Raw genomic sequence first — 19318 nt, 5'->3', positions numbered from 1 at the left:
CGCGACGCGGTCAGGTGTGGGTGATGAGGCAGGCCGGGCCTTCGCCGCGCCGGGCCCGCTCGATGGCGTCGAGACGGGCGAAGGCCCGAGGCGCCAGGTCCCAGGTGTCGACGGTGACCAGGATGGCGTCGAAGCCGCCGTCCGGCACGATGCCGACGGGCAGGTGCTCGGCGTCGGCGCTGACCACGCGGACGCGGTCGTATCCGGTCTGGGCCAGGTAGCGGGTGGCGCGGTCGGTGACGGCCTGGGCGATGTCGAGGGTGGTGACGCCGCCGGTGGGGCCGACGAGTTCGGCGATCAGGGCCGCGTTGTAGCCGCCGGAGCCGATCTCCAGGACGCGGTGGCCGGGCTGGAGGCGGGCGGCTTCCGGCATGTCGGCCTGCGGCCAGGGTGCCGAGATGGAGCTGGTGATGCGGCCGTCGTCACCGGGGCAGGTGGCGACGGTGTCGTTCGCGTACGCCTTCTGGGGAGGAACTTCGGGGGCGAAGGCGTGCCGGGGCACGGTGCGTAGGGCCTTGTCGACCGCGCGGGTGCGGATGTGGCCGGCGCCGGCGAGCTGGTCGGCCAGCTGGTGGCGCAGTGCGCCCGCCTCGTCGAGGCCGGTGGTGGGAGATGTCGTCACGGCGGGCCTTTCGGTCGAGCGGGTCATGCGGGATCCGCGACGGTGGGTGCGGCGGGCTTCGGAATGCTGGCGTTGGGGGCGTACTGGGCGGCCTGCGCGTCGAACATGGCGGCGTACCGCCCCTGTGCGGCGATGAGTTCTTCGTGGGTGCCGTGTTCGGCGAGGCGCCCGTGAGTGAGGACGTAGATGCGGTCGGCGTGGCGGACGCCGGACATGCGGTGAGTGACCAGGACGACGGCCCTGTTCGGAGCGGCGAGACGGCGGATACGGTCGAAGGCTTCGATCTCGGCTTCGGGGTCCAGGGCAGAGGTGGGCTCGTCGACGATGAGGACGCTGTCCGCCTGCGATGTCGAGCTACGCCAGTGCGTGCGGGCCAGACCCACTTTCTGCCATTCCCCGCCGGACAGTTCGATGGCGCCGCGGAACATGCGCGCCAGCAGACTACGCAGGCCGTCGGGGAGTTTGGCGATGACCGGGCCTGCTCCGGCATAGTCGACGGAGGGCTGCAGATCCTGCGGTGTGGCGGCGTGGGCGGGGCGGCCGAGGCGGATGTTCAGCGCGGCGGTCACGGGCCAGCGCTGGAAATCCTGGGTGAGCAGGGATACGCGCTCGAAGACCTGGGAGCGGTCGAGGTCGCTGATGTCCGCCTCTCCCCAGCGCAGGGTGCCGGCCTGGGGCAGCAGCATGCCCGACAGGATCTTCATCAGTGTGCTTTTGCCGGAGCCGTTCTCGCCCACCACGGCGGTGACCGAGCCCATCGGCAGGGTGAGCGACACCTGGTCCAGGGCAGCTGTGTCACGGTCTGGGTAGCGGTAGGTGACGCGGTCGAGGACGATCTCCCTGATCTCTTCGGGTACCGGATTGCCGCCCTCGGGGATGGTGCGCTGTGCTGCCTGGGCCAGGAACCGGCCGTGGTCGCGGACGTACAGGGACTCCTCGTGCAACTGATTGATGTTCATCACCAGCGCGCCCAGGCTCGCCGACCCCGTCCGCACCGCGATCACGGCGGTGCCGGCGATGGCGAGGCTCATGTGACCGGCCAGGATCAGCCAGAACATGGCCCCGTATGTCGCGGCCATGGCCAGGCCGGACAGCGCGGAGGCGATCCACTCCGTCAGGGCCTTGTTGGAGGCGAGGCGTTCCTGTTCGGCCTCGGCGCTCTCGGCCATGCGCTGGTAGCGGCTGAGGAGGAAGGCGCCGACAGCGTGAAGGCGGACCTCCTGGGCGGCGCTGCGCTCGGTGAGCAGGTTGCCGATGAGTCGGCTGGCCCGCACATGCTCGATCCAGCTCATCACCGACACGTACCGTTCCTGGGCCACGCGCATGGCGCCCCAGCCGCGCGGGGCGGCGATGAGGATCAGCATGGGCAGCAGGACGGGGTGGAGGACGGCGAGGACGCCGGCGGTGGTGATCAGGGAGATGAGGCCGTTCAGCGCGGCGACGCAGGCCCCGATCATGCGGCGGGCGGAGCCCGGACCGTACTGGGCGACGTCGAGGAGCCGCCGGAAGTCGGGGTCGTCGATGGCTTCCAACTCGACACTCGCGGCGGCGGCCAGGTACTGGGTGGTGGCGATCCGCTCGACCATCGGCTCCAGGCGCCCGGCGCGAGAGGTCGACCACGCGGAGAGGGCGGAGTTGACCACACCGATGGCGGCGGCGGCCAGCAGCCCGGGCAGCAGCGCGTGCAGCCGCTGGGCGGCGTCGCCGCTCCCGGCGAGCAGGGCATGCATGACGGCGTTGATGGCGAGCAGGCCGACGGCCGCGGCGATGCCCTGGCCGATCTCGCTGACCGCCACGGCGAGCAGCGCCCGCCGGTCGGCGCTCCACGCCATGCGCAGGGTGGTGCCGACGAGGGCCGGCATGGAGCGCAGCGCTGACATCATGGTCAGGTCCAGGCCCGCGTGCTCATGGTGGGACCAGCCCATGTCGTAGCGCAGCGGTCCGCCGAAGAGCTCCTGTTCGGCGTCGGAGACCTGGGGTTCGGCCATCTTCACCGGTCCGAAGAACCTCTTCACCGGGCGCCTCCCGAGGTGGGCCAGTTCAGGGCCCGGTACGACGGGCCGTGGGTGAGCATGTGGAAGATGGCGACGGTGTAGGGGTGGCAGTCCGGCGGGGGTTTCTCCATCGGCACCCAGAACAGCCCTTCGTGCTTGTCCGGCTCGGCGTTGTGCGGTGCGCCGGTCCAGGACTGGGTGACGAACACGGCGGTGATCCGATCCGTGCCCCCGGGCTCGTGGTGGTGGACGAGCCCGCCGAACTCTTGCTGGTCGGCGCTGATGCGGACGCCGGTCTCTTCCTTCGCTTCGCGCCGTGCCGCGCGGTCCAGCGGTTCGCCTGCCTCCAAATGGCCTCCGACAACGGTGAGTTGTCCCGGTGCCAGGTCCGTGTTGGGTTTGCGGCGCACGCACAGGACGGCGCCGTTCGCCCGGAGCAGGATCTGGGCCACGTCCGCGATCAGCGGGTGAGGAGTTCTGCTCAACGCCGTCCCTCCTGCATCAGTCGCTTGCGGGGGCCCAGGACCGGTTCCCCCCAGGAGGCGAGAGGTTCCGGGAGGCGTGGGGAGTCCGTCATGCCAGGTACCTCGTATCCGGTCGTGCCCCGGCGTCGAGGAAGACGGCGCAGCCAGCGGCAGGGCGGCCGGTGGTGTCCGAGGAGGCAGCGGTGCTTTCGAACGCAGGATGAACGAGCGCAGGGCGGCGTACGGGATGCATGGGTGCTCCTCGGGGTCAGATGCGGACAGGTGATCGGGTAACGGGGGGTTTCCTGTCGCCGTCACGGGTGTGGGAGGGCGAAATCTAGAACCCGATTTCGAATATTCGGGCTTCTCCGTGCGCGGCCGGGGGTGGCCTGCTGTGACGCTGTGTTCGATCACTCATGTGGGTTCCGGTACCTCCTGTGGGGGATTGCCAGGCGTGGGCGTGGCCATCGCAGGGGCCGGCTCCGGGCGCAGATCGACGGCGTGGCGCAGGAAGCTGCCGTAGACGTGGCCGGTGCGCATCGACTCACACTGGATGTCGTATCGGACGCGTTGGAAGGGCGGCATGGCCCGGACCTGGAGGCCCAGTGACGGTGGCACGGTGGCTCGGGCACTCCTCGCCGGCGATCACCCTCGGTTACTATGCTCACTTCATGCCGGAGGCCGGAAGCAGGGGCCGGACGGCCATTGACGGACTGCTGGGGAGGCAGGGGGATCTGCATGCCGGTGGAAACTCCCCAGATTCTCCCCAGGGCTGATGATGGATACTTCTCGCTGTTGCGCACGCCGGAGGTTGGGCGTGGACTGTAAGGCTAAAGACACGAACGGCCTGAGAAAATGCTGAGAGAGGTCACTGCAACCCGCTACATCGCACCCTTGCGGGCCGGTGGTTCGGTCCCCGGGGTCGTCGAGGCCGATGACCTGGGGACGTACGTCGTGAAGTTCACGGCCTCCGCGCAGGGTCGCAAGGCGCTGGTCGCCGAGGTGATCGTCGGTGAGCTCGCGCGCGCCCTCGGGCTGCGCTTCCCCGAGCTGGTCCTCGTCCACTTCGACCCGGCCGTCGCCGAGCACGAGCCGCACCAGGAGGTCCAGGACCTGCTGCGCGCCAGCGCCGGCCTCAACCTCGGCATGGACTATCTGCCGGGCGCGAAGGACTTCACCCCGGAGATCGCCAGGACGTTCCCCGTCGACCCGCTGGAGGCGGGCAAGGTCATCTGGCTCGACGCCCTCACGGTCAACGTGGACCGTACGATGCACAGCTCGAACCTGATGGTCTGGCCGACGTTCGGCATCGCGCCCCCGCGGCTGTGGCTGATCGACCACGGCGCCGCCCTCGTCTTCCACCACCGCTGGGACGCCTCGGCACCGGAGAAGGCGTACGACTTCCGCAGCCACGCCCTCGGCGGCCATGCCCCGGACACCCGCGCCGCCGACGCGGAACTGGCGCCCAAGGTGACGGAGGAGCTGCTGCGCGAGGTCACCGCGGAGGTGCCGGACGCCTGGCTCGCCGAAGAACCCGGTTTCGCGACCCCGGACGAGGCGCGGGAGGCGTACGTCCGCTATCTCCTCGCCCGCGTGAAGGCCTCCGCGGCCTGGCTCCCCACGGACTTCCCGAGCCGTGAACAGCTCGCCGCCGAGGACGCGGACCGCGCGGCGAAAACCCAGCAGGGCCGCCCGAACTGGCTCAAGCGGGTCCCCGACCTGCACGGCAAACCGGCGGCGGAACAGGATTGGTCGGTGCACCTCGGATGACAGACGTCCAGCGCGTCCAGATCGAATACTGCACCCAGTGCCGCTGGCTGCCCCGCGCGGCCTGGCTGGCCCAGGAGCTGCTCACCACCTTCGAGACGGAACTCACCGAGCTGTCCCTGAAGCCCGGCACCGGCGGTGTGTTCGTCGTCCGCGTGAACGACGAGGTGGTCTGGGACCGGCGCGAGCAGGGCTTCCCGGAACCGACGGCCGTGAAGAAGCTCGTACGCGACCGAGTGGCCCCGGGAAGGTCCCTGGGCCACTCGGACAAGTGAGCCGCCGCGGAGGTCAGCCCTTGAGCTGCTCGTACGCCGGCAGCGTCAGGAAGTCGGCGTAGTTCTCGTCGAGTGCGACCTCCAGGAGCAGGTCGTGGGCCTGCTGCCAGTGACCGGCGGCGAAGGCCTCCTCACCGATCTCGGCGCGAATGTTCGCCAGCTCCTGGGCGGCGACCTCGCGGGCCAGCTCCGGAGTCGCCTTCACGGTGTTGCCCGCGTGCTCGAACTCGACGCCCGCGTTGATCCACTGCCAGATCTGTGAGCGGGAGATCTCGGCGGTGGCCGCGTCCTCCATGAGGTTGAAGATGGCGACCGCGCCGAGCCCGCGCAGCCAGGCCTCGATATAACGGATGCCGACCTGGACGGCGTTGACCAGACCGTCGTACGTCGGCCTGGCGTCGAGGGAGTCGACGGCGATCAGGTCTCCGGCGGCGACGGACACGTCCTCGCGCAGCCGGTCCTTCTGGTTCGGCCTGTCGCCGAGGACGGCGTCGAAGGAGGCCATCGCGATCGGGACCAGGTCCGGGTGGGCCACCCACGAGCCGTCGAAACCGTCGGCCGCCTCGCGGTCCTTGTCGGCCTTGACCTTCTCGAAGGCGACCTTGTTGACCTCTTCGTCGCGCCGGGAGGGGATGAACGCCGCCATGCCGCCGATCGCGTGCGCGCCGCGCTTGTGGCAGGTGCGGACGAGGAGTTCGGTGTAGGCGCGCATGAACGGGGCCGTCATCGTCACCGCGTTGCGGTCCGGCAGCACGAACTTCTGGCCGCCGTCACGGAAGTTCTTGACGATGGAGAAGAGGTAGTCCCAGCGACCCGCGTTCAACCCGGAGGCGTGGTCGCGGAGTTCGTAGAGGATCTCCTCCATCTCGTACGCCGCCGTGATCGTCTCGATCAGGACGGTCGCGCGGACGGTGCCCTGCGGGATGCCGACGTAGTCCTGCGCGAAGACGAAGACGTCGTTCCAGAGGCGGGCCTCCAGGTGCGACTCCGTCTTCGGGAGGTAGAAGTAGGGGCCCTTGCCGAGGTCGAGCAGGCGCTGCGCGTTGTGGAAGAAGTAGAGGCCGAAGTCGACGAGCGCGCCGGGGACGGGCGTGCCGTCCGCGTCGACGAGGTGACGCTCGTTCAGGTGCCAGCCGCGTGGCCGCATGACGACCGTCGCGAGCTCGTCGTCCGCCTTCAGGGCGTACGACTTGCCGGACCTCGGGTCGGTGAAGTCGATGCCGCGGGTGTACGCGTCGATCAGGTTGAGCTGACCGGTGACCACGTTCTCCCAGGTGGGGGCCGAGGCGTCCTCGAAGTCCGCGAGCCACACCTTCGCGCCGGAGTTGAGGGCGTTGATGGTCATCTTGCGGTCGGTGGGGCCGGTGATCTCGACACGGCGGTCGTTCAGGGCGGCCGGGGCGGGGGCCACCTTCCAGGAGTCGTCCGCGCGGATGCCGGCGGTCTGGGGGAGGAAGTCGAGCGTGGAGGTGCGGGCGATCTCGGCGCGGCGCTCCGCGCGGCGGGCGAGGAGCTCGTCACGCCGGGGCGTGAACAGCCGGTGCAGCTCGGCCACGAAGGCGAGGGCCGCGTCGGTGAGGACCTCTTCCTGCCGGGGCAGGGGCTCGGCGTCGACGATGGCCAGCGGGGACGGCGCTGGTGCGGACATGAGCTGTCACTTCCTTCAGCGAGCGTGGCACCGGGTGCCAGGCGACCCGGGTAGGACGAGCAGCGCCTGGAGAGCAGCCCGGCGCTTCTGAACAGTGGATAGTAGTTTCCTCATGGTGGAAGTTCAATGGTTTGTTGATGTCGAGATTCTCCAGGTCGAGGCAACGTGGCGCTCAGTGCCACGCCGTTCACTCAAGGTGTCCCAGATCGTCCTCCGTGTCGATGTCGTACGGCTTCGCCACATCGCCGCACTCGACGAGCGTGATCGACGCCGCGTGCTCCTTCAGATAGGCGCGCGCCCCCCGGTCACCGGTGGCACTCGCCGCGACGCCGGCCCAGTGGGCGGCGCCGAAGAGGACGGGATGGCCGCGCGCGCCGTCGTACGCCGCGGAAGCCAGCGAGGTGTCGTCCTGGTAGGCGGCGAGCACCCGGGCGACCGCCCGCGGCCCGATGCCGGGCTGGTCGACCAGCGAGACCAGTGCCGCACGCGCGCCCGTGCCGGCCAGTGAGCCGAGCCCGGCCCGGAGTGACGAACCCATGCCGTGCTCCCACTCCGGGTTGTCCACGAGCACACACCCGTCGAGCCGCGCCCGCTCTCGTACGGCGTCGGCCCGCGCCCCCAGCACCACGTGGACGCGCGTGCACCCGGCCTCGCGCAGCACCCCCACCGCGTACTCCACGAGGGGTCGCCCCCGGTGTTCGAGCAACGCCTTGGGCCGTCCGCCGAGCCGTCGCCCCCCACCCGCCGCGAGGAGCAGCCCGGCCACCTGGTCTTCTTCGTGCGTCATACGCCGTCTTCCCTGTGCGTCATACCTCCTGCATACCTGACCCGGCGCCGAGGGCACGGTTTCACGGGGCTGAATTTCGGTCCGCGCGGTGGCGCCACCGCATCGGGTGGCGTTTACTGGCCCGCGTCCCCCGGCCATCGCCATGGGGCGCGGGACGGACAGGCGAGGGGCGTGCGCACAACGACGTGCGAGGGGGCGAGCTGTTGTTGCGGAGCTTGGGACAGAGGCCAGTGACCGGCAGCGACGAGGATCCGAGAGTGGCGGAACTGCGGACCGCCGTCTCCCGGCTGCGCCGTGAACTCGCCACGCACCCGGCCGAGTTCCCCGACCGGGGCATCGCCGAGGACGAGCTCGCGGCGCTCGCCGCGATGGCCCTCAGCGGTATGCCCGAGATACCCCGGCTGCGCCGCTCCTTACTGCTGATCGCGGGCGCGATCGGCTCGGTCAGCGCGCTGTCGACCGGCCTCGCGGGCGTACGCAGCGCCGTGGAGCTGTTCGGGGAACCGCCCCGGCGCCTTTGAGGGGCCGGAGCGTTCTCCGGGAGGGGCCGGAGCTTTCTCCGTGGTGTGTTTCCGGAGTACCGCTCACGCCACCCAGTGCGGGCGGCCCGCCTCCGCTCCGGCCGCGGTGAGCCCGCTGTCCAGGGCGGTCGCGAGCCGGCGTACGGCCTCGTCGAGAACGTCGGACGGCAGGGTGTAGGGGAAGCGCAACCGGTGTTCATGGGTGCCCGGGTCGGCGCCGAAGCGGGAACCGCCCTCGATGCGCAGGCCCTGGGCCAGGGCCGCGCGGGCCAGCGACGAGGCGATCGGGCGGCCCAGGTCGATCCACAGCGTCAATCCGCCGGGCGGCAACTGCCAGCGCCAGTCCGGGAGATGGCGGGCCAGTGAGTCGGTGAGCGCGTCCCGCTGGGCGCGCAGCCGAGGCAGCCGCTCGCGCAGCACCTCGTCCGTGCGCGCCAGCAGCCCGAGCGCGACCAACTGGTCCAGGACCGAACCGCCCATGTCCGTGGGCACCCGCGCGGTCGCCAGTTCCGTGATCAGCCGGGATCCCGCCCGCACCCAGCCGAGGCGCAGGCCGCCCCAGTGCGTCTTGCTCAACGACCCCACCGTCACGACCTGTTCGCCCGTCCCGCGCGGCGCGAGCGAGGCGAACGGCGCGGCTCCGGGCACATCCAGCGCGATGTCCGTCATCGTCTCGTCGATCACCAGCCAGGTGCCGGTCGCGCGCGCCGACTCCAGTACGGCCAGGCGCTGTTCGAGCGGCATCAGATGCCCCGTCGGATTGTGGAAGTCCGGGATCAGATACGCGAGCCGGGGCGCCGCCTGCCGCAGCGCGCAGTCGATCAGCCCCGGGTCCCAGCCCTCCGCCGTGACGGGCACGGGAGTGGTGCGCAGTCCGACGCGGCGCATCGCGTCGAGCGCGTTCGGATACGAGGGGTTCTCGACCAGGATCCGGTCACCGGGCCGCCCGAGCAGCCCGAGCGTCAGCGAGAGGGCCTGCTGCGCGCCGTTCGTGATGAGGATCTGGTCCGGCAGCGTCGGCAGCCCGCGCCGGGTGAACCGCTCGGCGACGGCGGCCCTCAACTCCGGGATCCCGTAGGGGTGATAGCCGGGTGTCGAGGCCCGACGGGCCAGCATGACGCCCGCCTCGGCGAAGGACGCGGCGAGCTCCGCCTCGGGCGCGCCGGGCGCCGCGATGGCCAGGTCGATCACCCCGTCGTCGGCCGGGAAGGAGGCCACATTGGCCGGACGGTGGCCGTCGGGCAGCTCCGTCCACGTCCCCGCGCCCCGCCGGCTCCGCGCGAACCCGTCCTCCCGCAGCAGGTCGTACGCCGCCGTCACCGTGGCCCGGCTGACCGTGAGCGCCGAGGCCAGCTCGCGCTCGGCGGGCAGCCGGACGTGCAGCGCGATCCGGCCGTCGAGGAGCAGCCTGCGTACACCGTCGGCCAGCGCGCGATACCCGAGGCGGCCGTCGGTGTGGGGCACGGCGGTCAGCAGCGCGGCGAGCTGCCGGCTTCCCAGCGTCCTGTCCATTCCGTGGACCACCGGTCCGTTCACCATGCCAACTCCCTTGCATTGGCCCTGTGGGGCAGGCCAATCAGCGTACAGACTTCGGGGACCAGGGGATATCGTCCCACCGCATTGGCCTGGGAAGGGGAGCGGAGTGATGTCGATCGACACCGGACATGTCTGCGCGAAGGGGAGGATCAGCGCCAAGGGGAGGTCCGGCGCCAAGGAAAGTGACCGCTGCCTCACCGATCGTGGGGAGCGGGAGATGCAGCGGCGCCAGGAGGAGCGGATGCCGGGGGTGCCGGTACGGGAGTGGGTGCGCGGGCTGGTCGCGGGACGCTTCGCCGCCCGCGCCGGTGGAGGGCCCGGGCTGCCGCGGCTGCGCCGGGGTGAGTCCTGATGGCCGCCGCCGAAGAGGTCGTCGTCGGCGCCAGTGGCTCGCTCGCCAGTCTCGCCGCGCTGCGGGTCGCCGCCCGTGCCGCCCGCGACAGCGGCCGGGTGCTCGTGGCGGTACTCGCGTGGGAGCCGCCCGAGGGCGAGTTCCTCTACGTCCGCAACCCCGACAGCGCCTGGGCCGCCCGCTGGGCCCGCGATGCCGCTGCCCGGCTCGACCGCGCCTTCGAGGAGGCCTTCGGCGGTACGCCGCCCGAGGTCACCGTCGTCCGCAGGGTGGTCCGTGCCCGTCCCGACCGGGCCCTGTGCCGGCTGGCCGCGCACCCGGACGACCTCCTGGTCCTCGGCGCCCGCGCGGGGGCTCGTAGGGCCGCGGTCCGCCGCCAGGTGCCGGCGCACGCCCGCTGCCCCGTCCTGACGGTGCCCGCCCCGGCCTTCGCACGGCGCGAACGCCGTGCCCTGCGCCGGGCCATGGCGCGGGACTTCGCCGATCTCGCCGACTTCGCCGCCGGGTGACCCCCGGGGCGCTCCGGTCAGGCCCCCGGGCCCGAGCTCGCCAGCGCCTCCGACAGCTCCACCGCGACCTGCTGGAGCACGGGCACGATCTTCTCCGTGGCCGCGTCCGTGACCCGGCCCGCGGGACCGGAGATCGAGATGGCGGCGGCCGTGGGCGAGTCGGGGACCGAGACGGCCAGGCAGCGCACGCCGATCTCCTGCTCGTTGTCGTCGACCGCGTAACCGAGCCGGCGCACCTCCTCCAGCGCGGTGAGGAAGCCGTCCGGGGTGGTGATCGTCTTCTCCGTCGCGGCGGGCATGCCGGTACGGGCGAGCAGCGCGCGCACCTCGTTGGCCGGGGTATTCGCGAGCAGGGCCTTGCCCACGCCCGTGGAGTGTGGCAGCACCCGGCGTCCCACCTCGGTGAACATGCGCATCGAGTGCTTGGAGGGCACCTGGGCCACGTACACGATCTCGTCCCCGTCGAGCAGCGCCATGTTCGCGGTCTCGCCGGTCTCCTCGACCAGACGGGCGAGATAGGGGCGCGCCCAGGTGCCGAGCAGCCGGGAGGCGGACTCGCCCAGGCGGATCAGGCGGGGGCCGAGCGCGTAGCGTCGGTTGGGCTGCTGGCGCACGTAACCGCAGGCCACGAGCGTGCGCATGAGGCGGTGGATGGTCGGCAGCGGCAGCCCGCTGCTCACGGAGAGCTCGCTCAGGCCGACCTCCCCGCCGGCGTCGGCCATGCGCTCGAGCAGGTCGAAGGCGCGCTCGAGGGACTGGACACCACCGCTCGGGGCGGATGACTTGGCGTCGTCGGTGGTGCTGGCGCTGGACGCAGGCACGGCGCGGTCCTTTCAGGGCTGACAGGCAGTGATGCAGCCTACCCGGGACTTGGTTGACTCCTTGGTGGTACGTAGCTACGTTCTGCTCTGTGGAATTCTAATTCCATTCTGTGGAAACATCCAGAGGGGTGGATTCAGGGGCAGGGTGGAGGGGTGGGCCCTTGACGGCGTGAGGGCTTGAGTGAAGACTCCTTCAACAGAACGTTGAATTCCGTTACGTGGAAGTTAACTGCGGCAGCGGGAGTCGACAGCGGCAGAGAGAGGGGTCCGGGTGTCCGACGTCGGATGGGTCGAACTGATGCTGCGCTCGACGCGCGTCATCACTCCCGAAGGAACGCGCGCCGCCACGGTCGCGGTCGCCGCGGGCAGGATCACGGCCGTGCTCGCGTACGACACCGAGGTGCCGCCCGGCGCCCGCCTGGAGGACTTCGGCGACGACGTTCTCCTGCCGGGCCTCGTCGACACCCACGTGCACGTCAACGACCCCGGTCGTACGGAGTGGGAGGGCTTCTGGACCGCGACGCGCGCCGCCGCGGCCGGCGGCATCACCACCCTGGTCGACATGCCGCTCAACTCCCTCCCGCCGACGACCACGGTCGACCACCTCCGTACGAAGCAGGACGTCGCCCGCTCCAAGGCGCACATCGACGTCGGCTTCTGGGGCGGTGCCCTTCCCGACAACGTCAAGCACCTGCGCCCGCTGCACGACGCGGGAGTCTTCGGCTTCAAGGCCTTCCTGTCGCCGTCCGGCGTGGACGAGTTCCCCGAGCTGGACCAGGAGCAACTGGCCCGGTCCCTGGCCGAGATCGCCGCGTTCGACGGCCTGCTCATCGTGCACGCCGAGGACCCGCACCACCTCGCCGCCGCCCCTCAGAAGGGCGGTCGGAAGTACGCCGACTTCCTGGCCTCGCGCCCGCGCGACGCCGAGGACACCGCCATCGGCAACCTCATCGCGCAGGCCGAACGCCTCCACGCGCGTGTGCACGTGCTGCACCTGTCGTCGTCCGACGCGCTGCCCCTGATCGCCGAGGCCAAGCGTGCGGGCGTGCGGATCACGGTGGAGACCTGCCCCCACTACCTGACCCTGACGGCCGAGGAAGTCCCGGACGGGGCGAGCGAGTTCAAGTGCTGCCCGCCCATCCGTGAGGCCGCCAACCAGGATCTGCTGTGGCAGGCGTTGGCCGACGGAACGATCGACTGTGTCGTCACCGACCACTCGCCGTCCACGGCCGACCTGAAGACGGACGACTTCGCGACCGCCTGGGGCGGCATCTCCGGGCTCCAGCTGAGCCTGTCGGCGGTCTGGACGGAGGCCCGCAAGCGCGGTCACAGCCTGGAGGACGTGGTCCGCTGGATGTCCACGCGCACAGCCCGGCTGGTCGGCCTGGACTCCCGCAAGGGCGCCATCGCGGTGGGCCTTGACGCCGACTTCGCCGTCCTCGCCCCCGACGAGACCTTCACCGTGGATCCCGCCGCGCTGCAGCACCGCAACCGGGTCACGGCCTACGCCGGCCGGACGCTCAGCGGGGTCGTGAAGTCCACCTGGCTGCGAGGCGAGCGCATCATGGCCGACGGCGAGTTCGGCGCCCCCAGCGGCGAACTCCTGACGCGCACCCCGTAGTCCTCGAAAGTCCTCGAACGCACCCGCACCCGCAGCGGCCGACCTCGAAAGGCAGACCTGATCAACGTGACGGCGATTCCTCACTTCACCGGCGACGCGAACCCCTACGGAGGCGGCGACCCGTACGCGGACCACCGCACCGCCGACTTCCCCTTCACCCGGTACGCCAACCTCGCCGACCGGCAGCTCGGCGCCGGGGTCATCGCCGCCAACGACGAGTTCTTCGCCCAGCGCGAGAACCTCCTGCTGCCCGGGCGGGCCGAGTTCGACCCCGAGCACTTCGGGCACAAGGGCAAGGTCATGGACGGCTGGGAGACGCGGCGGCGCCGCGGCGCCTCGGCCGAGCACCCGTGGCCCACGGCCGAGGACCACGACTGGGCGCTCGTCCGGCTCGGCGCACCCGGTGTCGTACGCGGGGTGGTGGTCGACACGGCCCACTTCCGCGGGAACTACCCCCAGGCGGTGTCGGTCGAGGGGGCCTCTCTCCCCGGCTCCCCGTCACCGGAGGAACTCCTCGCGGACGACGTGAAGTGGGCGACGCTCGTCCCGCGTACGGCGGTCGGCGGCCACGCCGCCAACGGCTTCGCCGTCTCCGTCGAGCAGCGCTTCACCCACCTCCGCGTCAACCAGCACCCCGACGGCGGCATCGCCCGGCTGCGCGTGTACGGCGAGGTCGTGGCCGACCCGGAGTGGCTCTCCGCGCTCGGCACCTTCGACGTTCTAGCCCTGGAGAACGGCGGCCGGGTCGAGGACGCCTCCAACCTCTTCTACTCGCCCGCCACGAACACCATCCAGCCGGGGCGCTCCCGCAAGATGGACGACGGCTGGGAGACCCGCCGCCGCCGCGACCAGGGCAACGACTGGATCCGCTACCAGCTGGTCGCCCAGTCCGAGATCCGCGCCCTGGAGATCGACACGGCGTACTTGAAGGGCAACAGCGCCGGCTGGGCGTCGGTGTCGGTGAAGGACGGCGACGACGGCGACTGGACGGAGATCCTCCCCCGTACCCGCCTCCAGCCCGACACCAACCACCGCTTCGTCCTCGCCGCGTCGGTGAGCGGGACCCACGCGCGCGTGGACATCTTCCCCGACGGAGGCATCTCCCGCCTGCGTCTGTTCGGCTCCCTCACGGAGGAAGGCGCCACGGCCCTGACGGCCAGGTACCAGGAACTCGGCGGCTGAGGCCGCGCTGCCGCGCGCCGCGCGGGGCCCCGGCGGGCCGCGATCAGGGCTGGTCGTCGACGGCGTCGCGGGTACGGCTGTCGCGCAGCTGCCGCCAGTGCGTGCGGTACAGCACGTAGTACAGGGCGACGACCACGGCACCCACCTGCAGACCCACGCCGAACTCCAGGAAGGAGTCCTCGCTCATCAGCCGGTTGGTGAGGTAGGCGAAGTTCATACCGAAGAAGCCGGTCAGGAACGACAGCGGCAAGAAGATCATCGAGACGATGGTGAGTCTGTTGATCACGACGTTCTGCTGATCGGCGACGAGTGAGGCGTAGCTGGTCGCGGCCCGCCGGGCCGCGTCCCGCAGTGCCTCGATCTCCACGAGGACCAGCTGCACGGTGTGCTCGTGCAGCCGGTTCATCGCCTGCCGCTCCTCCGGGAGGTGGTGATCCGTCATCCTGCGGCGCACCAGGATCTCCTGGGCGACCGCGGCGTACGGCAGGAACGCGCGATGCAGATGGGCCGCGCGCCGTCGCAGCTGGGCCAGCTGTTGGACATGCTCCGGCTGCCGCCTCTCGAACATCGCCTCCTCCAGGTCCTCGACCTCCAGATGGGCCTGCGTGACGGCCCGGCGAAAGGTCTCCAGGACCCCTTGCAGAAACAGGAACAGCGTCGTCACCGCGTCGGGGGGCAGGTCCTGCGGCAGGCGGTCGAGGAAGGCCTCGATCAGTTCGACGGGCCCGTGGTGCACCGTGATGAAGCGGCGCTGGTCGGCCAGGACATGGATATGGGTGACCTCGTTTCCGCTGACCACCGGAACGACGCCGATGGCAGTACCGTCGTGGTACTCGGCCCGGACGTGCTCGTCCGCTCTGCCGAGCCACTCGCCGGCCGCGTCGTCCAGTCCGAGCCGACGGGAGAGCGGCTCCTCGTCGGGCGGGGGTTCGTCTCCCAGGTCGATGTCCACGATCACGAAGCCGGAGGTCGCCGCGAGGAGCTCCCGGGCCTGTGCCAGACCGGTGCGAACGACGACGCCCTCCGGCATCGACACCACCGAAACGATCATCGCCCCTCACCGTGGATGGCGTCGTGTGCACACTGCACCGTCCCTCGGCACACTACCGCCGAAGATCCCGCGAGCAGCTGACCGCGCCCGGCGTCGTGTCGGGCTTCGTTAACTCCCGGAAAATTCATCGGACTTGGCGGGAGAAATCCTCTGCCTTGACATTGACATGCCATGGTCTACGCGCGTCATCCTAGAGTCATGAGATTCCCCCCACGAATCACTCGTATCGGCGCCCTGGTCGCCTTCACGTCCGCGCTGCTCATCGGCGGCACCACCGCGGTCCCCGCCAACGCGGCGGCCACCGCCGTGGGCAGCATCTGCTACGGCAGTCTGCCGTCGCAGGCGTACGACACGCTGGACCTGATCGCGTCCGGCGGTCCCTTCCCGTACTCGCAGGACGGGGTCGTCTTCCAGAACCGGGAGGGTGTCCTGCCCTCCCAGTCCACCGGGTACTACCACGAGTACACCGTCATCACGCCGGGCTCCTCGACGCGTGGCGCCAAGCGCATCGTGACCGGCAAGAAGACGCAGGAGGACTACTACACCTCGGACCACTACGTCACGTTCAAGCTGATCAACTTCGGCTGCTGAGCCTAGGGCTGCGCGTACGGTTGTTCTGACTGCTTGGACTGCTTCGACCGCTTTGTGGAAGATCCTCGCCCCGCGGCTCCCCCCACGTTCATGGGTCGCGGGGCGAGGTACGTCCGGACGAAAGTATGCGGCGCCGCTACTTTGGTCGACGATCACCGCCGCGGAGGAGGTGTCTGCGGGGCGGGCCTCGTAGATTCGTCGACCGTGAGTGGTGACAATCCGGTGCCGATGGCACCCGTTCTGACCGGGCGGCGCTGGCTGCTGCCGTCGGCCGTGGTCGCGGAGCTCGACCCGGAGCGGACGGGGCGGGGCGGACGACCCCGGCGTACCGCGCGTGACTGGGTGGTCGACTTCGGGTGCTTTCTGCTGGCCGTCGTCATCGGGGCGCTGGCCGCGCACACGCTGACCCGCGACCCGGACACCCCGCACGCCCTCGCCGTCGTCGACCAGTGGATCGGCGGACTCGCCTGCCTCGCCGTGTGGTCGCGCCGCCGGTGGCCGCTGGCGCTGGCCGTGGCGATGATCCCCGTCGGACTGCTCTCGAACACCGCGGGCGGCACAGGTCTGGTCGCCCTCTTCACGCTCGCCGTGCACCGGCCCCTCAAGTACGTGGGCTGGGTCGCCGGTCTCCAACTCGCCCTGCTTCCGTTCTACTTCTGGCTGCGTCCCGATCCCGATCTGCCCTACGCCGCCGCCATGGCCGTCACCGCGCTGCTGACCCTGGCGGTCGTCGGCTGGGGCATGTTCGTACGGTCCAAGCGGCAGCTCATGCTGAGTCTGCGGGACCGGGCACGGCGGGCCGAGACGGAGGCCGCGCTACGGGCCGAGCAGGCGCAGCGGTTGGCGCGCGAGGCGATCGCGCGCGAGATGCACGATGTGCTCGCGCACCGGCTGACGCTGTTGAGCGTGCACGCGGGGGCGTTGGAGTTCCGGCCGGACGCGCCTCACGAGGAGGTCGCGCGGGCCGCCGGGGTGATCCGGGAGAGCGCGCACGAGGCCCTGCAGGATCTGCGGGAGATCATCGGGGTACTGCGGGCGGGTGACTCCGACGACGCGGGGCGGCCGCAGCCGACGCTCGGCGCGTTGGACGCGCTGGTCTTCGAGTCGCGTGAGGCGGGGATGAAGGTGGCCCTCGATCTGCGGGTCGCCGATGCCGCGGCTGTGCCCGCGTCCGTCGGGCGGACCGTGTATCGCATCGCCCAGGAAGGGCTGACGAACGCCCGTAAGCATGCTCCGGGAGCCGAGGTCACAGTGGGTGTCTCGGGGGCCCCGGGTGACGGTGTGAGTGTGTCCGTGCGCAACCTTGCTCCTGCGGGGGAGGTGCCGCATGTGCCGGGTTCCGGGCAGGGGCTGATCGGGCTGACCGAGCGGGCCACTCTGGCCGGGGGGCGTCTGGAGCACGGGTCCGACGGGGGTGGGGGCTTCTTGGTGCGGGCGTGGCTGCCGTGGGGTGGGTGAGTGTGGGCTGCGGTTGCGGTTGCGTGGGTGAGCGTGCGGCGTGCCCGCGGGTGCGTGGTGGGTCGGGGCCGTGGCGGTGCGTCGAGCCCGTCGCCGCTGGATCAGACGTGGGCCGGGCATGGGAGCCGCTGCTCGATCCGGGCGTAAGCGACGGGCTTGCGACGCACCGCCACGGCCCCTTGCGTCGCATCGCGGCTGCGGCTGCGGGTCGGGGGCCTCTGCGGGTGTGTCAGGGGGTGCGGGGGACTACTCGGTGGCCCGCGGTGCCGTAGACCCAGCTTGATGTCTCGTTGATGAAGTCTGTCGGGAAGCCTGTGCGGAAGGCCGTGGCCTCCTCCAGACTGGTCAGTATGTGCTCGGGGAGGGTGAGTTCGCTTGCGCCCAGGTTGTCGGTGAGCTGGGTGACGTGGCGGGCGCCCACGATGGGGTGGACGGCGGGGGAGTGGGCCATGGTCCAGGCGATGGCCACCTGGGCGGGGGAGGCGCCGAGTTCGTCGGCCGCCGACTGGACCGCTTCGGCCACCGTCCGTTCGAGTTCCCCGATCGCCTCGGGGGAGAGGCGGGTCGCCGTGCCGGGGGCCACGCCGCCCGGACGTGTGTACTTGCCCGACAGGACGCCGTTCTGCAGCGGGCTCCACGCGGCCACCGACATGCCGAAGGTCTCCGCCATGGGGAGGAGTTCGCGCTCCGCGTCGCGGCTGAGCAGGCTGTAGGGCACCTGGAGGGCGGCGAAGGGGGACCAGCCCCGCCACTCGGCAAGGGTGTTGGCCCGTGAGACCACCCAGGCGGGCGCGTCCGAGATACCCACGTACAGGACCTTGCCGGACCTTACGGCGTCGTCCAGGGCGCGCATGGTCTCCTCGACCGGTGTGTTCCGGTCCCAGATGTGCACCCAGTAGACGTCGATGTAGTCCGTGTCGAGGCGCCGCAGGCTCGTCTCCAGGGAGAGGGCGAGGTTCTTGCGGTGGTTCCCGGCGGCGTTCGGGTCGGTACCGTCACGCGAGACGGTGTATTTGGTGGAGAGGACGAAACGGTCGCGTCGGCCCTTGAGTAACTCCCCCACGATCTCCTCGCTGGCGCCGCCGCGGTAGTTGACGGCCGTGTCCACCACGTTGCCGCCCGCCTCCGCGTACGCGTCGAGGATCCGCGCGCACTCCTCCTTCGGCGCTCCCACCCCGCCCTGCTCCCCGAACGTCATGGCGCCGAGGAACAGTTCCGAGACGCGCAGGCCGGTCCTGCCCAAGAGCCGATAGCGCACTGAACTCCTCACTCCCGGGGGAGACCCCGTCGAGACTGTCCTGGCGGCCGACGGTAGTCGTTCGTCGCGGTCGAGGCGTGGGTAATGCTCCGGCGGGCACCTACGGTAGGCACCATGAATGCGATCCGGCTGCTTCTCGTCGACGACGATCCGCTGGTCAGGGCCGGCCTGTCCTTCATGATGGGCGGCGCCGACGACATCGAGATCGTGGGCGAGGCCGCGGACGGCAGCGAGGTCGAGGCGCTCGTCGACCGCACCCGCCCGGACGTCGTTCTGATGGACATCCGGATGCCGGTGGTCGACGGGCTCACGGCCACCGAACGGCTGCGGGGGCGCGAGGACGCGCCGCAGGTCGTGGTCCTCACCACGTTTCACGCCGACGACCAGGTGCTGCGGGCGCTGCGCGCGGGTGCCGCCGGGTTCGTCCTCAAGGACACGCCACCTGCGCAGATCCTCGACGCGGTACGCCGGGTCGCGGCCGGCGATCCCGTGCTCTCGCCCGCCGTCACCCGCCAGTTGATGGAGCACGCGGCCGGTGGGGCGCCGGGTGGGCGGCGCACCGGTGCCCGGGACCGGATCGGCGCGCTCAACGACCGGGAACGCGAGGTCGCCGTGGCCGTCGGCCGGGGCTCCTCCAACGCCGAGATCGCCGCCGAGTTGTACATGAGCGTCGCCACCGTCAAGACCCACGTCTCCCGGATCCTCGCCAAGCTCGGCCTCAACAACCGAGTGCAGATCGCCTTGTTGACGTACGACGCGGGACTTTTGGAGGGAGACGGGCACTGAGCGCGGGGCCCGCGCGTCGGAAGGAGGCGGGAGGGGGATCGTGATCGATCCGGGGGATTACGGCACGGGGTACAC

20 protein-coding genes are annotated in these 19318 nt (G+C 70.9%); 10 read left to right on the top strand and 10 right to left on the bottom strand.

The annotated features are described in order from the left end of the window. Positions 1–10: 10 nt before the first annotated feature. The 4 genes from ACIQTP_RS43015 to ACIQTP_RS43000 form a co-directional block, all read right to left on the bottom strand. Positions 11–649, bottom strand: coding sequence for a methyltransferase domain-containing protein (locus ACIQTP_RS43015; protein WP_403410654.1), 639 nt, complete (start codon positions 647–649; stop codon positions 11–13). Then, positions 646–2637, bottom strand: coding sequence for an ABC transporter ATP-binding protein (locus ACIQTP_RS43010; protein ID WP_403410651.1), 1992 nt, complete (start codon positions 2635–2637; stop codon positions 646–648). Before ACIQTP_RS43010 ends, ACIQTP_RS43015 begins: the two co-directional genes overlap by 4 nt. Then, entirely contained in the window at positions 2634–3101 is a 468-nt protein-coding gene (locus ACIQTP_RS43005) for an NUDIX domain-containing protein (protein WP_403410648.1), read from the bottom strand. Before ACIQTP_RS43005 ends, ACIQTP_RS43010 begins: the two co-directional genes overlap by 4 nt. Positions 3102–3494: 393 nt before the next feature. After that, on the bottom strand, positions 3495–3698 hold the full coding sequence (locus ACIQTP_RS43000; RefSeq protein WP_403410645.1) for a hypothetical protein: 204 nt from the start codon (positions 3696–3698) through the stop codon (positions 3495–3497). Positions 3699–3935: 237 nt separating this feature from the next. Between ACIQTP_RS43000 and ACIQTP_RS42995 the strand changes: the two genes are divergently transcribed. Beyond that, positions 3936–4850 (top strand): HipA family kinase, encoded by a 915-nt coding sequence (locus ACIQTP_RS42995; RefSeq protein ID WP_403410642.1) that lies wholly within the window; start codon positions 3936–3938, stop codon positions 4848–4850. Then, positions 4847–5122 carry a SelT/SelW/SelH family protein gene (locus ACIQTP_RS42990; RefSeq protein ID WP_054237070.1) on the top strand — a complete coding sequence of 92 codons (276 nt, stop codon included), beginning with the start codon at positions 4847–4849 and terminating at the stop codon, positions 5120–5122. Before ACIQTP_RS42995 ends, ACIQTP_RS42990 begins: the two co-directional genes overlap by 4 nt. 13 nt (positions 5123–5135) lie before the next feature. Here the strand turns inward: ACIQTP_RS42990 and aceB are convergent, their stop codons facing one another. Both aceB and ACIQTP_RS42980 read right to left on the bottom strand, forming a co-directional pair. Then, positions 5136–6770: a malate synthase A gene (gene aceB / locus ACIQTP_RS42985; protein ID WP_403410639.1), complete on the bottom strand. Its 1635-nt coding sequence runs from the start codon at positions 6768–6770 to the stop codon at positions 5136–5138. Between the two features lie 187 nt (positions 6771–6957). Then, positions 6958–7557 carry an NTP transferase domain-containing protein gene (locus tag ACIQTP_RS42980; RefSeq protein WP_403410636.1) on the bottom strand — a complete coding sequence of 200 codons (600 nt, stop codon included), beginning with the start codon at positions 7555–7557 and terminating at the stop codon, positions 6958–6960. A gap of 203 nt (positions 7558–7760) precedes the next feature. Between ACIQTP_RS42980 and ACIQTP_RS42975 the strand changes: the two genes are divergently transcribed. Continuing rightward, positions 7761–8078, top strand: a complete 318-nt coding sequence (locus ACIQTP_RS42975; protein WP_099919954.1) for a DUF5955 family protein — start codon at positions 7761–7763, stop codon at positions 8076–8078. Between the two features lie 63 nt (positions 8079–8141). On the opposite strand, the gene ACIQTP_RS42970 is transcribed toward ACIQTP_RS42975, so the two are convergent. Beyond that, entirely contained in the window at positions 8142–9617 is a 1476-nt protein-coding gene (locus tag ACIQTP_RS42970; protein WP_403410633.1) for a PLP-dependent aminotransferase family protein, read from the bottom strand. A 106-nt stretch (positions 9618–9723) separates the two neighbouring features. Between ACIQTP_RS42970 and ACIQTP_RS42965 the strand changes: the two genes are divergently transcribed. Together ACIQTP_RS42965 and ACIQTP_RS42960 are read left to right on the top strand one after the other, a co-directional pair. Further along, positions 9724–9966 carry a hypothetical protein gene (locus ACIQTP_RS42965; protein WP_403410630.1) on the top strand — a complete coding sequence of 81 codons (243 nt, stop codon included), beginning with the start codon at positions 9724–9726 and terminating at the stop codon, positions 9964–9966. Next, positions 9966–10475, top strand: a complete 510-nt coding sequence (locus tag ACIQTP_RS42960; protein WP_403410627.1) for a universal stress protein — start codon at positions 9966–9968, stop codon at positions 10473–10475. Before ACIQTP_RS42965 ends, ACIQTP_RS42960 begins: the two co-directional genes overlap by 1 nt. A 17-nt stretch (positions 10476–10492) precedes the next feature. Here the strand turns inward: ACIQTP_RS42960 and ACIQTP_RS42955 are convergent, their stop codons facing one another. Beyond that, a complete protein-coding gene (locus tag ACIQTP_RS42955) occupies positions 10493–11296 on the bottom strand; it encodes an IclR family transcriptional regulator (protein WP_168512600.1) in 804 nt (267 codons plus the stop codon). Between the two features lie 298 nt (positions 11297–11594). Here ACIQTP_RS42955 and allB point away from each other — a divergent pair, with 298 nt between their 5' ends. Both allB and alc read left to right on the top strand, forming a co-directional pair. Next, positions 11595–12917 (top strand): allantoinase AllB, encoded by a 1323-nt coding sequence (allB, locus tag ACIQTP_RS42950; RefSeq protein WP_403410781.1) that lies wholly within the window; start codon positions 11595–11597, stop codon positions 12915–12917. A gap of 66 nt (positions 12918–12983) precedes the next feature. Further along, positions 12984–14099: an allantoicase gene (gene alc, locus ACIQTP_RS42945; RefSeq protein WP_403410623.1), complete on the top strand. Its 1116-nt coding sequence runs from the start codon at positions 12984–12986 to the stop codon at positions 14097–14099. A gap of 43 nt (positions 14100–14142) precedes the next feature. Here alc and ACIQTP_RS42940 read toward each other — a convergent pair whose 3' ends face one another. Further along, positions 14143–15150: a CorA family divalent cation transporter gene (locus ACIQTP_RS42940; protein ID WP_403410620.1), complete on the bottom strand. Its 1008-nt coding sequence runs from the start codon at positions 15148–15150 to the stop codon at positions 14143–14145. A gap of 198 nt (positions 15151–15348) precedes the next feature. Here ACIQTP_RS42940 and ACIQTP_RS42935 point away from each other — a divergent pair, with 198 nt between their 5' ends. Both ACIQTP_RS42935 and ACIQTP_RS42930 read left to right on the top strand, forming a co-directional pair. After that, positions 15349–15741: a ribonuclease gene (locus tag ACIQTP_RS42935; protein ID WP_403410617.1), complete on the top strand. Its 393-nt coding sequence runs from the start codon at positions 15349–15351 to the stop codon at positions 15739–15741. A gap of 228 nt (positions 15742–15969) precedes the next feature. After that, on the top strand, positions 15970–17199 hold the full coding sequence (locus tag ACIQTP_RS42930; protein WP_403410778.1) for a sensor histidine kinase: 1230 nt from the start codon (positions 15970–15972) through the stop codon (positions 17197–17199). A 229-nt stretch (positions 17200–17428) separates the two neighbouring features. Here ACIQTP_RS42930 and ACIQTP_RS42925 read toward each other — a convergent pair whose 3' ends face one another. After that, entirely contained in the window at positions 17429–18457 is a 1029-nt protein-coding gene (locus tag ACIQTP_RS42925; RefSeq protein ID WP_403410614.1) for an aldo/keto reductase, read from the bottom strand. A 114-nt stretch (positions 18458–18571) separates the two neighbouring features. On the opposite strand from ACIQTP_RS42925, the gene ACIQTP_RS42920 reads away from it, so the two are divergent. Then, positions 18572–19243, top strand: a complete 672-nt coding sequence (locus ACIQTP_RS42920; protein WP_403410611.1) for a response regulator — start codon at positions 18572–18574, stop codon at positions 19241–19243. Positions 19244–19318 lie beyond the last annotated feature (75 nt).

Source organism: Streptomyces sp. NPDC090798 (assembly GCF_044768965.1).
Taxonomy (GTDB): domain Bacteria; phylum Actinomycetota; class Actinomycetes; order Streptomycetales; family Streptomycetaceae; genus Streptomyces.
The sequence above is the reverse complement of the archived record's forward strand: the minus strand, read 5'-3'. Positions and strand labels throughout refer to the sequence as shown.

Coding starts and splice junctions, on each gene's coding strand:
- ACIQTP_RS42995 (WP_403410642.1), top strand. CDS start 3,936: ATGCTGAGAGAGGTCACTGCAACCCGCTACATCGCACCCTTGCGGGCC.
- ACIQTP_RS42970 (WP_403410633.1), bottom strand. CDS start 9,617: ATGGTGAACGGACCGGTGGTCCACGGAATGGACAGGACGCTGGGAAGC.
- ACIQTP_RS42960 (WP_403410627.1), top strand. CDS start 9,966: ATGGCCGCCGCCGAAGAGGTCGTCGTCGGCGCCAGTGGCTCGCTCGCC.
- ACIQTP_RS43015 (WP_403410654.1), bottom strand. CDS start 649: ATGACCCGCTCGACCGAAAGGCCCGCCGTGACGACATCTCCCACCACC.
- ACIQTP_RS42965 (WP_403410630.1), top strand. CDS start 9,724: ATGTCGATCGACACCGGACATGTCTGCGCGAAGGGGAGGATCAGCGCC.
- ACIQTP_RS42930 (WP_403410778.1), top strand. CDS start 15,970: ATGGCACCCGTTCTGACCGGGCGGCGCTGGCTGCTGCCGTCGGCCGTG.
- ACIQTP_RS42920 (WP_403410611.1), top strand. CDS start 18,572: ATGAATGCGATCCGGCTGCTTCTCGTCGACGACGATCCGCTGGTCAGG.
- ACIQTP_RS42990 (WP_054237070.1), top strand. CDS start 4,847: ATGACAGACGTCCAGCGCGTCCAGATCGAATACTGCACCCAGTGCCGC.
- ACIQTP_RS42940 (WP_403410620.1), bottom strand. CDS start 15,150: ATGATCGTTTCGGTGGTGTCGATGCCGGAGGGCGTCGTCGTTCGCACC.
- allB (WP_403410781.1), top strand. CDS start 11,595: ATGCTGCGCTCGACGCGCGTCATCACTCCCGAAGGAACGCGCGCCGCC.
- aceB (WP_403410639.1), bottom strand. CDS start 6,770: ATGTCCGCACCAGCGCCGTCCCCGCTGGCCATCGTCGACGCCGAGCCC.
- ACIQTP_RS42935 (WP_403410617.1), top strand. CDS start 15,349: ATGAGATTCCCCCCACGAATCACTCGTATCGGCGCCCTGGTCGCCTTC.
- ACIQTP_RS42980 (WP_403410636.1), bottom strand. CDS start 7,557: ATGACGCACGAAGAAGACCAGGTGGCCGGGCTGCTCCTCGCGGCGGGT.